Origin of the sequence: Thermocrispum sp. (assembly GCF_002919275.1) — a bacterium.
GTDB classification, from domain to species: domain Bacteria; phylum Actinomycetota; class Actinomycetes; order Mycobacteriales; family Pseudonocardiaceae; genus Thermocrispum; species Thermocrispum agreste.
Map to the genome: position 1 here is coordinate 19,333 of NZ_PKFA01000026.1, position 11,661 is coordinate 30,993.

14 protein-coding genes and 1 pseudogene are annotated in these 11,661 nt (G+C 70.2%); 10 read left to right on the forward strand and 5 right to left on the reverse strand.

Going from position 1 to position 11,661, the window contains the following annotated elements; translation table 11 throughout:
• The 4 genes from CXP56_RS06275 to CXP56_RS06290 form a co-directional block, all read right to left on the reverse strand.
• Complete coding sequence (locus tag CXP56_RS06275) at positions 1-1,704, reverse strand: class I adenylate-forming enzyme family protein (RefSeq protein WP_028846725.1); 1,704 nt, start codon at positions 1,702-1,704, stop codon at positions 1-3.
• Between the two features lie 260 nt (positions 1,705-1,964).
• A complete protein-coding gene (locus CXP56_RS06280) occupies positions 1,965-2,738 on the reverse strand; it encodes an enoyl-CoA hydratase/isomerase family protein (RefSeq protein WP_028846726.1) in 774 nt (257 codons plus the stop codon).
• A gap of 9 nt (positions 2,739-2,747) precedes the next feature.
• Complete coding sequence (locus CXP56_RS06285) at positions 2,748-3,557, reverse strand: enoyl-CoA hydratase/isomerase family protein (RefSeq protein ID WP_286900342.1); 810 nt, start codon at positions 3,555-3,557, stop codon at positions 2,748-2,750.
• The gene (locus CXP56_RS06290; protein WP_286900343.1) at positions 3,554-4,336 is read right to left on the reverse strand and encodes an enoyl-CoA hydratase/isomerase family protein; all 783 of its coding nucleotides are present in this window, start codon (positions 4,334-4,336) and stop codon (positions 3,554-3,556) included. Before CXP56_RS06290 ends, CXP56_RS06285 begins: the two co-directional genes overlap by 4 nt.
• Before the next feature lie 151 nt (positions 4,337-4,487).
• Here CXP56_RS06290 and CXP56_RS06295 point away from each other — a divergent pair, with 151 nt between their 5' ends.
• The 7 genes and pseudogenes from CXP56_RS06295 (at position 4,488) to CXP56_RS06325 (ending at position 9,127) form a co-directional block, all read left to right on the forward strand.
• Positions 4,488-5,321 carry an SDR family NAD(P)-dependent oxidoreductase gene (locus tag CXP56_RS06295; RefSeq protein ID WP_245566561.1) on the forward strand — a complete coding sequence of 278 codons (834 nt, stop codon included), beginning with the start codon at positions 4,488-4,490 and terminating at the stop codon, positions 5,319-5,321.
• A gap of 18 nt (positions 5,322-5,339) precedes the next feature.
• Positions 5,340-5,999, forward strand: a complete 660-nt coding sequence (locus tag CXP56_RS06300; RefSeq protein WP_286900347.1) for a TetR/AcrR family transcriptional regulator — start codon at positions 5,340-5,342, stop codon at positions 5,997-5,999.
• Positions 6,000-6,185: 186 nt separating this feature from the next.
• Complete coding sequence (locus CXP56_RS06305; RefSeq protein WP_028846730.1) at positions 6,186-6,824, forward strand: class I SAM-dependent methyltransferase; 639 nt, start codon at positions 6,186-6,188, stop codon at positions 6,822-6,824.
• Positions 6,825-6,855: 31 nt separating this feature from the next.
• Positions 6,856-7,104 (forward strand): annotated as a pseudogene (locus CXP56_RS06310) (class I SAM-dependent methyltransferase); the annotation flags it as partial.
• Between the two features lie 83 nt (positions 7,105-7,187).
• Positions 7,188-7,493 (forward strand): hypothetical protein, encoded by a 306-nt coding sequence (locus CXP56_RS06315; RefSeq protein ID WP_286900356.1) that lies wholly within the window; start codon positions 7,188-7,190, stop codon positions 7,491-7,493.
• Positions 7,494-7,643: 150 nt separating this feature from the next.
• A complete protein-coding gene (locus CXP56_RS06320) occupies positions 7,644-8,240 on the forward strand; it encodes a carboxymuconolactone decarboxylase family protein (RefSeq protein ID WP_028846732.1) in 597 nt (198 codons plus the stop codon).
• Positions 8,237-9,127, forward strand: a complete 891-nt coding sequence (locus CXP56_RS06325; protein WP_028846733.1) for an RNA polymerase sigma-70 factor — start codon at positions 8,237-8,239, stop codon at positions 9,125-9,127. The genes CXP56_RS06320 and CXP56_RS06325 overlap by 4 nt, the downstream gene beginning before the upstream one ends.
• A gap of 43 nt (positions 9,128-9,170) precedes the next feature.
• Here the strand turns inward: CXP56_RS06325 and CXP56_RS06330 are convergent, their stop codons facing one another.
• Positions 9,171-9,854 (reverse strand): Type 1 glutamine amidotransferase-like domain-containing protein, encoded by a 684-nt coding sequence (locus CXP56_RS06330; RefSeq protein ID WP_286900351.1) that lies wholly within the window; start codon positions 9,852-9,854, stop codon positions 9,171-9,173.
• Between the two features lie 68 nt (positions 9,855-9,922).
• Between CXP56_RS06330 and CXP56_RS06335 the strand changes: the two genes are divergently transcribed.
• From CXP56_RS06335 to CXP56_RS06345, 3 genes are all read left to right on the forward strand, one after another.
• On the forward strand, positions 9,923-10,435 hold the full coding sequence (locus CXP56_RS06335; RefSeq protein ID WP_286900353.1) for a SigE family RNA polymerase sigma factor: 513 nt from the start codon (positions 9,923-9,925) through the stop codon (positions 10,433-10,435).
• A complete protein-coding gene (locus CXP56_RS06340) occupies positions 10,432-10,926 on the forward strand; it encodes a hypothetical protein (protein WP_038044525.1) in 495 nt (164 codons plus the stop codon). The genes CXP56_RS06335 and CXP56_RS06340 overlap by 4 nt, the downstream gene beginning before the upstream one ends.
• Positions 10,927-11,155: 229 nt before the next feature.
• The coding region (locus tag CXP56_RS06345) for a GVDTG sorting domain-containing protein (RefSeq protein ID WP_502694564.1) at positions 11,156-11,661 on the forward strand (506 nt) is incomplete at its 3' end.

An 11,661-nucleotide genomic window follows, 5' to 3' on the forward strand; every position in this document is an offset into this window, starting at 1 on the left:
TCAGTTGCTGGCGGCGGCCGCCAGCTGCTTCTTCGCCCACTCCACGAGCCGGAACTTCTGCACCTTGCCCGTCGGCGTGGTGGGCAGGTCGGAGGCTTCGAGGAACAGCACGTGCTTGGGCACCTTGAAGCGGGCCAGCTTCTGCTTGCACAGGGAGACGACCTCGTCGGCGGTGATGTCCTGGCCCGGCGCGCGCACGACGCACACGCACCCCACGTCACCCCAGCGCTCGTCCGGGATGCCGATCGCGTAGGCCTGGCTGATCGCCGGGTGCTTGCTCAACAGGTCCTCGATCTCCTTGGGCATCACCAGCTCGCCGCCGCTCTTGTAGAGCTCCTTGCTGCGCCCGGTGATCTCCAGGTAGCCGTCCTCCCGCACCCGCCCGAGGTCGCCGGAACGGATCCAGCCGTCCTGGATCGCCGCGGCCGTCTCCTCGGGTTTGTTCCAGAAGCCGAGCATGTTCGTCGGGCCCTTGGACGCCAGCTCGCCCTCGGTGTGCGGGGGAAGGTCCTCCCCGGTCATCGGATCGACCGTCTTGTACACGGTCAGCGCGTCCTGGCCGGGGACGCCCGCGCTACCGGCGAGCTTGGGCCTGCCGACCGTGGTGGCCGTGTAGACCAGGTCGTCCTCGGGCAGCGTGAGGGTCATGGCGCCGCCGCACTCGGTCATGCCGTAGCCGGTGACGATCTCGTCGACGCCGAGCTCGTCGCGCACCTGTTCCCACAACCACACCGGGGCGGGTGCCGCGCCCGACAGGATCGCCGACAGCGAGCTCAGATCGAATTCCTTGCGCCGCGGATGCTCCAGCAGCGCGACCGTCATCGTCGGCACGCACAGGATGTCGGTGGCCTTGTGCCGCTGGATTCCTTCGAAGTAGCGCACCGGGTCGAACGCCGTCTGCGGGATGATCGCACCGCCGACGAACATCGCGGCGAGCAGGCCCTCCACGTAGCCGAACATGTGGTAGCACGGCAGCGAGAACAGGATCCGGCGTCCGTCTTCGAAGGCACGCGTCAGCGCTGACGCGTAGGCCGTCCGCTGCACCGCGTCGTGCGTGACCTGGACGCCCTTGGGCGACCCGGTCGTTCCCGACGTGTAGAGGATGTCGCCGATGTCGTCCGGCTTCGCCGTGCCCGCGGCCGCACCGCGGTTGTCGTCGCCGAGCTCCGCCAGGCCGGCCACGCTGAGCACACCGTCCCGGCTCCGCCCGTCGGTGGACAGCAGCACCACCCGGCGCAGGTTGGGCAGCTCGGCGGGCTCGCCGTTCTCCCAGCCCGGCGCGATCTCGTCCAGCATCGCCAGGTAGTCGAGGTCGCCGAAGCCGGTCATCGTGATCAACACGGAGCACTCCGACTGACGGAGGACGTACCGCAGCTCGTCGGTGCGGTACAGGTAGTTGAACGGGATCGCCACCGCACCGGCCTTGGCGACGGCGAACTTCACCGGCACGAACTCCAGGTAGTTGGCCATGACGATGCCGACGTGGTCGCCGGGGCGGACGCCGATGGCCGCCAGCCCGTCGGCCAGCCGATCGGCCCACCGCATGGTCTCGGAGTAGGTGATCGTGCGCTCGTCGGTGATGACGAACGGCCGATCCGCGTACTTGCCGGCGCAGTAGTCCAGCCAGTCACCCAGGGTGCGCGGCACCCACTCGGAAAACTCTGCCCGGAGCCGAGAGCGTCGTTGCTCGATGTCGGTCGCCACCGCAGGCCTCCTTCCTTTAATCATAGTTAGATTAACTGATCGACATGGCGTACACAACCAGCTCGCGACACTGACGTGAACCCGGCCGACACGGCGGCGAAGATCGGACAAAAGGGAACGATTCATAGGGAAACAGGTCATCCTGTCCAGCTGTTCAGTGGCACAGGTCACGAGCGGGGTCACCTGCCGCGAAGTCAGAGCGGACTGCCGGACTCCGCCGTCGTCGAACGTCGTCTAATTTGGACTAGAAATATTGGCGGTCAGCGGCCGCGAAACCTGGGCCGCCTGCGCTCACGGAACGCAGCCACGCCTTCGGCGAAGTCCTCCGTGTCGAACAGGCGCGCCTGCACCGCGATCTCGTCGTCCAGCACGCGCCACGGATCACGCGGCCAGGCAGCGAACATCGCCTTGATCTCGGCCAGCGCCAGCGGAGGTCCCTCCGCGATCGCCGCGGCGTCCGCGAGCGCGGCCGACAGCGCCTCCCCCGGTTCGGCGATGGCGTCCACCAGCCCCAGCTCGTGACTTTGCCGAGCGGACAACCGGCGCGGCAGCAGCATCAGCTGACGCGCCGCCGCCACCCCGACTCGCGCCGGCAACGTAGCGAATATGCCCATGTCACCGGCCAGGCCGACGCCGGTGAACGCGACGCTGAAGACGCTGTCGGCGGCCGCCACCACCCGGTCGCAAGCGGCGGCCAAGGCGGTACCCGCACCGAACGCGTACCCCTCGACCGCCGCGATCACCGGCTTGGTCCCGCCCCAGATCGCCTTCACGACACGCTGCGCAGCCTCGGCCCGCGGCACGGTCTGCTCCCGCGGCTGGCGGCGCATGGTCGAGATGTCGCCACCGGAGCAGAAGGTGCCGCCTGCCCCCGTCAGCACGATGACGCGCACACCGGGATCCGCCATCGCCGTTTCCAACGCTTCGGCCAGGGCGGCGCGTAGCTCGAGGTCGATCGCGTTGCGCTTGCCCGGGCGGTTCAGCGTGATCACCCGGACCTGCTCATGGTCCTCGGTCAGCACACAGTCGGTCACGACCTTCGCCTACTTTCCGGTGAAACGGGGCGGCCTGCGCTCGATGACGGCGGCCAAGCCCTCCCGGGCATCGGCGGTGCCGGACAGCTCCGCCACGGTCCGCGCTTCCTCTGGCAGCTGGTCCTCCAGCGAGGCACCGACACCACGCCACACCAGCCGCTTGGTGGCCGCGACGGCCTTAGGCGGCAACGCGCTGAGCGCGCGGGCCAGCGCCAACGCCTCGTCCCGCACCGCATCGGCCGGAACGACCTTGGTGATCAGTCCCGCCTCCAGCGCCTCCTGCGCGGTCAACGTCGGATTCGTCAGCAGGATCTCCATCGCCTTCCGGAGCCCGACGAGACGACTCAGTGTCACGGTCGCGCCGGCGTCCGGTGCCATCCCGACCCGCACCGCGCCGGAGAAGAACCTCGCCGAATCGGCCGCGATGACGAAGTCGGCGGCGCACACCAGGCCGAAGCCGCCACCGCCTGCGGCAAAGCCGTGCACGGCGGCGATCACCGGCGGCTCGAGCTGTACCAGCGCCGACACCGCAGCGTTCAGCCGCGCGGTGGCCTCCCGCAGATGGTCCGGTAGGCCTTCGCCATGACTGGCGAAATCGCGGACGTCACCCCCTGCGCAGAAGTTCTTCCCCTCACCGGAGAGGATCACGGCCCGCACCCGCGGCTGCCGGTGAATGCGCATGATCGCCGCGTGCAGCGCTTCCAGCAGCTCCATGTTCATGCCGTTGGCCGCATCCGGGCGGTTCAACCGCAACCAGGCGATGCCGTCCGGCTCGAACGACAGCAGCACCGGGCCCGAGCGTGCCGCGTCCTCGGTCATGTGTCCGCTCCCCTGCCTTCGGTGAACGACGCGATCCCGCCCGCCGCCGCTTCGCCTTCCACGTGCTCGATCACGGCCGCCAGCTCCACGGTCAGGGCGTCGGCGAGCGCCATGGTCAGGCCCTGCCGCACCAGCCGTTTGACCTTGCCCAGCACCGCGCGGTCCTTCTCGGCCACGCGGGAGACGAAGGCGGCGACGCCCTCCTCGAACTCCGCAGGCGCGAAACTCCGGTAAGCCAGCCCCCACTCGGCGGCTTGCGCGCCGGTCAATCGCTCGCCGGACAGCAGATGCCCGAGGGCTCGCTGCCTGCCGACCAGCCTGGGCAGCCGCTGCGAACCGCCACCGCCTGGGATCTGGGCGAAGTTGGCGTGATTGTCCGCAAGCACCGCGTCGGAGCGCACCAGTGCGACGTCACTGGCCTGCATCAGCTCGAAGCCGCCCGCCATCGCATAGCCCTCGACGACGGCGATCACCGGGACGGGCAGCTCCGCGATGGCGTCGCACGCACGCCGGAAGTTCTCGAACAAGGGACGCACCGCGTCGGCGCCGGCTGCCCGCAGGCGAGCGAGCTCCTTGAAGTCCCCACCCACCGAGAAGTTCCCGCCGGCTCCACGAACGACGACGACCGACGCGGTCCTGGCAAGCGCGCGCAAGGCTTGTTCGAGTTTCCGGCCCAGTTCGACCGTGATGGCGTTCATCGCATGCGGCCGGTTCAGCAGGACGTGGCCGACCGTGCCCTCTTGCCGGGTCGCGACGACACCGTCGGCGTTCTCGGTCACCGGACCTCCCGGCAGGCACGCTCGCCCGACTCGGTCATCGTCATCGCCTCCCTGCGCACCCAACTGTCCGGCCCCTCCCACCCGCACGGCCACGCAGCCGTGGTCCGCCGAGCAGGCTCGTTTTCGAATTGAAGATAAATTAGGTAGCATCGTGGCGTCAATCGCGACGTTCAGCGCGGAGGGCAGGATGGATCTCGGCTTGCGGGCAGCCCGGGTACTCGTCACCGGCGGGGCCTCCAACATCGGCCGCGGCATCGTGCACGGCTTCGCCGGCGAGGGCGCACGCATCGCCATCTGCGACATCGACGGCGAGCAGGCGAACCGGGTACGGGCGGAAGCACTCGAGCGCGGAGCCGACGCCGCCGAGGTCGTCCGGGCCGACCTGACCCACGAAGGAGCAGGCAGACGCGTCGTCGACCGGGTGATCGAGCTGTGGGGCGGGCTCGACGCCCTGGTGAACAACGCGGGCTGGAGCGTGCCCGGGTTCATCGCCGAGGACACCGATCGGGCCCGCTGGCAGCGACTGGTCGAGGTGAACCTGTTCGCGACCATCGAGTGCACCCAGGCGGCGATCGCGGTGATGCGCGAAGCAGGCAGGGGCTCGATCGTGTTCATATCCAGCGACGCGGCATTCGGTGAGATCCGCCAGGGCGTCTACGGCGCCACCAAGGCGGCTGTCGTCGCGCTGGCCAGGACCGTGGCCAAGGAGCACGGCAGGCACGGCATCCGGTCCAACGTCGTCTGCCCGGGACTGGTGATCCCGGAGAGCGACGACGCGATCGGCGCGACCAGCCTGTGGGCAGGGGGCCGGGACGCGGTGTTCACCGAGGAGCAGATCGAGTCGGTACGCAAACAGATCCCCCTGCGCCGCCTCACGACCGCACGGGACGTAGCTGCGGCCGTCGTCTGGCTCTCTTCCGAGCCGGCCGCCAGGCAGATGACCGGGCAGGTGTTCTCGGTCAGCGGCGGCTACTGCATGCCCTGAGCCACCAGGAGCAACAGGATGACTGGCAGACCCGACAGCGTGAATCCGAACGCCGCGACGCGCGATCGCATTCTCGAGGCCGCGGCCGCACTGTTGAGCAAAAAGGGATACTCGGCCACCCGGCTGACCGACATCGCCGACCTGGCATCGGTACGCGCTCCTGCGCTGTATTACTACTTCGAGTCTCGGCAGGACCTGATCGCCGAAGTCATGGCGACCGGTCAACGACGACTCCGTGCACACGTCGAAGCCGCGCTCGATGCGCTCGACGACGACGCATCCCCGCTGGATCGCATCGAGGCCGCGGTGGCGGCCCACCTGGAAGTGGAACTGTCGTTGTCCGACTTCGCTACGGCGGTGAGCCGCAACCTCGGCCAGCTCCCCGACGAGGTCCGTGACCGGCTGCGGGCCGAAGGCACGAAATACATCGAGCTGTGGCGGCGGTTGCTGGAGCAGGCCCGCCGCGCCGGTGCGATCCGGCCCGATCTGGACCTCCGGGCGGCACGCATGCTGGTCATCGGTGCCTTGAACTGGACGACGGAGTGGTGGGACCCCCGGCAGGGTTCGCTCGCCGCCGTCATCGACACTGCCAAGAACCTCGTCCGGCACGGCCTCTCCGCCCCGGCCGAGCGGCGAAACCACATCGCCTCCTCGAGCGACGTCCCCATGAGGCCGTGATGCGCGGCGTCGGCGACGCGACCGGCCGGCGCCAGTGGCGGCACGACGGCACAGCCGACGGGACGGTACGCCGGGACAGCCGCCGATCGGCCGACCCACCGTATGCACCCCACGGGCGGGCTGATCGGAGGTACCGGATGGGAATTCGGTTGACCGGTAGTGATGCCGATGCCGCACACTGGCGGAGTGGACGCTTCGATTCCTCAGTCCGATTTCGACTCCGCCTACGCCGAGGGTTCTCCCCCCTGGGTGATCGGCGAACCTCAGCCGGCCGTGGTCCAGCTCGAGGAGTCCGGGCAGATCAGTGGCCGGGTCCTCGATGCGGGCTGCGGAACGGGTGAACACACCATCTACCTGACCGAGCGCGGCTACGACGTCGTCGGCATCGACTTCTCCCCGAAGGCCGTCGAGCGAGCCACCGCGAAGGCGACGGCGGCGGGCGTCGCGGCGAAGTTCGAGGTGGCCGACGCGCTCGAGCTGACCGGCCCGCCGCGCTTCGACACGATCATCGACAGCGCACTGTTCCACGTCTTCGGAGCGGCGGACCGCACGCGGTACGCCCAGCGGCTGGCCGAGGTGTGCCACCCCGGCGGTCGCGTGCACGTCCTGGTGCTCTCGGACGCCGAGCCGGGGCTCGGACCGCAGATCAGCGACGCATACATCCGCGAGGCGTTCGCCGAGGCCAACGGATGGCAGCTGCAGGACCTGCGAACGAGCCGGTACCGGGTGATCGTCCCGCCGTACGTCGACCCACGGCTGGGCTTGACCCCCGACCAGCCCGCCGACATGCCGGCTTGGCTGGCCACCGCACGACGCTCGGACTGACAGCATCGCCGGAATACCGGACAATCCCCGGATGGAGAATTCCGTCCCCCGGTCGCATTTCGACCGCGCCTACGACGAGGGCGCTGCGCCGTGGGTGATCGACGAGCCGCAGCCGGCGATCGTCCGGCTGGCGGAGTCCGGGCAGATCACCGGCCGGGTCCTGGATGCCGGCTGCGGCACCGGTGAACACACCATCTACCTGGTCGCGCGTGGCCACGACGTGCTCGGCATCGACTTCTCCCCGAAGGCTGTCGCGCTCGCCACGGCAAAGGCGGCGGCATTGGGTGTTCCGGCGAGGTTCGAGGTGGCCGACGCGTTGCAGCTGTCCGGCCCGCCTCGCTCGACACCGTCGTCGACTGCGGCTTGTTCCACGGCTTCGGCGCGCAGGACCGCATCACCTACGCCGAGCGGCTGTCCGCCGTGTGCCATCCCGGCGGCCGGGTGCACATCCTGGCGCTGTCGGACATCGCGCCGGGGTTCGGACCGCGCATCAGCGACGCCGTCGTCCACGCAGCCTTCACCGAGGCGACCGGATGGCGGCTGCTCGAGATGCGCACCAGCAGCGTGCGGGCCAACGTGCCACCGGATGCCGGCCCGGAGCTGGGTTTGACCCCGAACCAGCCCGCGGACATGCTGGCGTGGCTGGCCACCGCGCAGCGCCTGGGCTGACGGCCGCCCATGCCGCCCGGTAACGACCAGGACTCGACTACGCCTGGTCAGCCTTGGCACCGGCCGCCCATCCCGCACGGGTACGACTGTCACATTTCCGCGAAGACCGGTGTCTTTCTGTCGAAGGCACTCGACGACAGGAGGAATCCGATGTCCGCAACCGCCAGGCTGCCGCAAGCCGACTTGTCCGGGCCGTTCGGCCGGCTGGCCGAGGCGTCCGCCCGCCGCATGCTCGGCGACGACGAGCCGACGGCGCTGGGCGTGATGTGGCACAGCCCGGCCATGCTCAGGCACACGAGCATGTTCGGCCGGAAGGCCAAGAAGAAGTGGCGCCACGCGCCGCCGGACCTGAAGGCCCTGGCGCACATGGCCGCGGCCGCGACGATCGGGTGCTCGATGTGCCTCGACTTCGGGTACTACCAGGCGCAGCACGAGGTGGACATCGACAAGGCCCGTCAGGTGCCCCGCTGGCGTTCCTCGACGGTGTTCACGCCGCTGGAACGCCGGGTGCTGGCCTATGCCGAGGCGATGTGCCAGACGCCGCCGACGGTCACCGACGAGATGGTGGCGGAGCTGCTGGAAGAGCTCGGCGCCCCGGCCGTTCTCGAGCTGACCGCGTGGATCGGGTTCGCGAACATGACCGCACGCACCGGCGTCACCCTGGGCCTGGAGTCGCACGGGCTCTCGGCGCGCTGCGGGCTTCCGCCGCTGGCCGAGCCGGACCGCCGTGAGGTCGGATCCGCATGACCGGTGATCCGTTCCAGAGGCACCGGAGCCTGCTGTTCACGGTCGCCTACGAAATGCTCGGCTCGGCCGCCGACGCCGAGGACGTCGTGCAGGAGGCGTGGCTGCGCTGGAACTCCATCGATCAGGCCACGGTGCGCGATGCTCGCTCCTACCTGGTGCGCACCGTGACGCGGCAAGCGTTGAACCGGCTGCGCACGCTGGCCCGCCGTCGTGAGGAGTACGTCGGCAGCTGGTTGCCGGAGCCGGTGCTGACCAGCCCGGACGTCGCCGAGGACGTCGAGCTCGCGGAAAGCGTGTCGATGGCGATGCTGACCGTGCTGGAAACGCTGACGCCAACCGAAAGAGTGGTGTTCGTGTTGCGCGAGATCTTCGGCGAGCCGTTCGAGGACATCGCCCGCGCGCTGGACAAGACGCCCGCGGCGGTCCGGCAGATCGCGCACCGCGCTCGCTCCCACGTGGCGGCACGGCGCCCGCGACACCCGGTGAGCCGCAGCGAGCAGCAGGAGGTGGTGGCTCGCTTCCGGGCCGCGGTGGAGACGGGTGACGTGCGCGCCCTGCTGGACGTCCTCGCCCCGGACGTGGTGATGCTCTCCGACGGCGGCGGCGTCGCGAAGGCCTTCGTGCGGCCGATTCTCGGCTCCGACGCGGTGGCGCGGGTGCTGGCGGCCTTCCCGCGGAAGATGCCCGACGGCCGCATTCAGGAGCTCGTTCTCAACGGCGAGCCGGCCTTGCGGCTGTTCGTGGGCGACCAGCCCGACGGCACGCTCAGCTTCCGCATCGAGAACGGCAGGATCACCCACATCTACGGGGTGCGGAATCCGCACAAGCTGGCCAAGGTCGACCAGCCCGTGCCGCTCAGCCGCGACACGGCGATTCAGCCCAGGTAGCGCACGTCCAGCGGGGTCTCCACCGCCCGGCCGCCGTGCCGGGTCACCCGGAATGCCCGGCCTCCCGGCCGTTCGCCGACCGCCTCGGCCAGTTCGCCGCGCCGCCAGACCAACGCGACCCCGTCGTCGGCGGCGTGTCCGGCCGGGAGCTGCCTTCGGCCACCATCCGGCGACAGGACCGCTGCCGGTTCGCCTCGCCGACGTAGTGCGGGCAGGCCGAGCCCGGCAGCATGCCGCGGCCGTCCCGCAACGGGGCGAGCGGACCGAACGAGTCGGTGGAACTGCCTTCGAACCAGGTGTTCACGCCTGCGCTGACCCCGGCGAGGACGACGCCGTTCTCGGCGGCCTGCGCCAGGATGTCCGGCAGCCCGTGCAGGCGCCACACCGCCAGCAGGTTCGCCGTGGAGCCGCCGCCGACGTGAATGACGTCCCGCTCCAGCACCATCGACGGATCGGTGTCGCCCCATGGGCGACGGCAGAACAGCGAGAGCACCGAGGTGCGGTCCCGGCCTTCGAACGCCCGCTCGAACCACGCGACGTACTCGACGTCATCGCCGGAAGCCGTAGACATGAAACAGACCCTCGGCCGGTGGGTGGCCGACACAGACAGAATCAGCTCGTCGATCGGCGTGATCCGGCCGGCTGCGGAGACTCCGCCACCGCCGAGCGTCACGAACGTGCCAGTCACACCGGTCAGCCTCGATCGACCCAATGTGATGTGCGTCATACCCTTGCCCGGTCGGCAACACCGCGCGGCGCACCGCTCGTCCTGCCGGGTACGAGGGGAGAAACGGTGTGACCGATCGAGAGGCCGAGTTCGTCGAGTTCGTTCGTTCCCGCGGCCCCGTCCTGCGCCGGACGGCGTTCTTGCTGTGCGGTGACTGGCATCGGGCGGAAGACTTGGTGCAGACCGCACTGCTGAAGTTGTTCCGCGCCTGGTCCCGCATCCGGGCGACCGAGGCCGTCGATGCCTACGCGCGCACGGCCCTGGTGCGCACCGTGATGGACGATTCCCGGCTGCTGCGGTACCGCAGGGAACGCGTCAGCGACTCGCTTCCCGAGACGGTCGTACCCGCCGAGGACACCGACGCCACCCTCGATGCCCGGCGCGTTCTGGCCATGCTCCCGCCGCGTCAGCGGGCGGTCATCGTGCTGCGCTACTGGGAAGACCTGCCGATCGACGAAGTGGCGCGCATTCTCGGCTGCTCGGACGGCACCGTGAAGAGCCAGGCGGCCAAGGGGCTTGCCACCCTGCGCAAGCTGCTCACCAGCAGGCCGCAGCTGCTGGCGCTGGAGGCGCTCCGATGACCCGCAACGACATCCTGTGGCGGGAGCCCGACCCCGTGGAGCCCGCCGAGATCCGCCGGCTGCTGGACGACGCGCTCGGCCCGGAACCGGCGATGCGCATGGACCCCGATGCGCTGCTGCAGCGAGCACTGCGCAGGGAGCGCCGGATACGCATCGCCAGCATGAGCGGCGCGGTCGCCGCGGTGGCCACGGTGACCCTGGGATTGGCACTGGTGACCAGCTCCCCGGCGCTGGAGGACGGCCCCGCGACGCCGAGCAGGCTCGTGCCGGGAGCGAGCGTCGAGCAGGAACCGTCGAGTTCGTCGCCGCCCAGCACGTCGACGCCGTCCCCGTCCGGCGGTCACTCGAAGCATCAGGTGCGGACAACGCCCCACGTGTCGCGGACATACGCGGTGTCTCCACCGCCTTCGCGGGACGAGCGGCCGCGCTCGGTGCAGAGGGTGCCCGACATCGACGAGCAGCCGATCGAACAACCACCGATGGCGCCGTGACGCACGTCGGTCTCGCTTGCCGTCCATGCACTCCCCTGCTTCGGCTGACGCGCATCCGGATGTCACCCCCGCATCCCGACGACCGCGACGCGTCGTGGCGTTGCCTGCTGTGAAGAGCCCGACGAATCCCGTCTCCGGCGAACGCCGCGCGAACCGGTCCCGGTCTTGAACGGGCGAAGTCGTCCCCTACCAGGCCGGTCCGTGTCGCCGGCCGTCTGGAGGAAACACCATGCGTTCTCTGCGCACACTCGCCGCCGGCGTCGGAACGGGTGCGGCCGTCCTGCTGAGCGCCACCCCGGCACTGGCCGCCGACAGCCCCCAGCCCGCTCCGCCCAAGGAGGACACCGCGGCCGCTGTGACCCGGCCGACCCCCGGTGAACCGCCCGCGGAACAGCCGGAAGCCGACGCTCCCCGCCGGTCTCGGCCGGACACCCAGCCGCCGCGCGAGCGAACCGAGGAGCGGCTGCACCCCGAGGTCTCGCGGCCCGCGGAAGGCCCGGCCGCGAAAGCCGAGAAGCGGCTGCGCCCCGAGGTCTCGCGGCCTGCGGAAGGCCCGGCCGCGAAGGCAGAGGAGCGGCAGATCAAGGCCGTGCCGGAAGGCGGCGTGGAAACCGGCGGCGGTCCGGTGGAGCAGGACGACTCGGCGTTGATCGCCGGTGGAGCGCTCGCGGCAGCGGCAGCCGTCGGCAGCGGCGTCGTGCTGGTCCGCCGCCGCCTGGCCTCGGAGATATCCCG

What these genes read in the sequence shown, in the direction of transcription:
- CXP56_RS06285 (WP_286900342.1), bottom strand. Translation starts at nt 3,557, where the DNA reads ATGACCGAGGACGCGGCACGCTCGGGCCCGGTGCTGCTGTCGTTCGAG.
- CXP56_RS06300 (WP_286900347.1), top strand. Translation starts at nt 5,340, where the DNA reads ATGACTGGCAGACCCGACAGCGTGAATCCGAACGCCGCGACGCGCGAT.
- CXP56_RS06320 (WP_028846732.1), top strand. Translation starts at nt 7,644, where the DNA reads ATGTCCGCAACCGCCAGGCTGCCGCAAGCCGACTTGTCCGGGCCGTTC.
- CXP56_RS06325 (WP_028846733.1), top strand. Translation starts at nt 8,237, where the DNA reads ATGACCGGTGATCCGTTCCAGAGGCACCGGAGCCTGCTGTTCACGGTC.
- CXP56_RS06330 (WP_286900351.1), bottom strand. Translation starts at nt 9,854, where the DNA reads ATGACGCACATCACATTGGGTCGATCGAGGCTGACCGGTGTGACTGGC.
- CXP56_RS06340 (WP_038044525.1), top strand. Translation starts at nt 10,432, where the DNA reads ATGACCCGCAACGACATCCTGTGGCGGGAGCCCGACCCCGTGGAGCCC.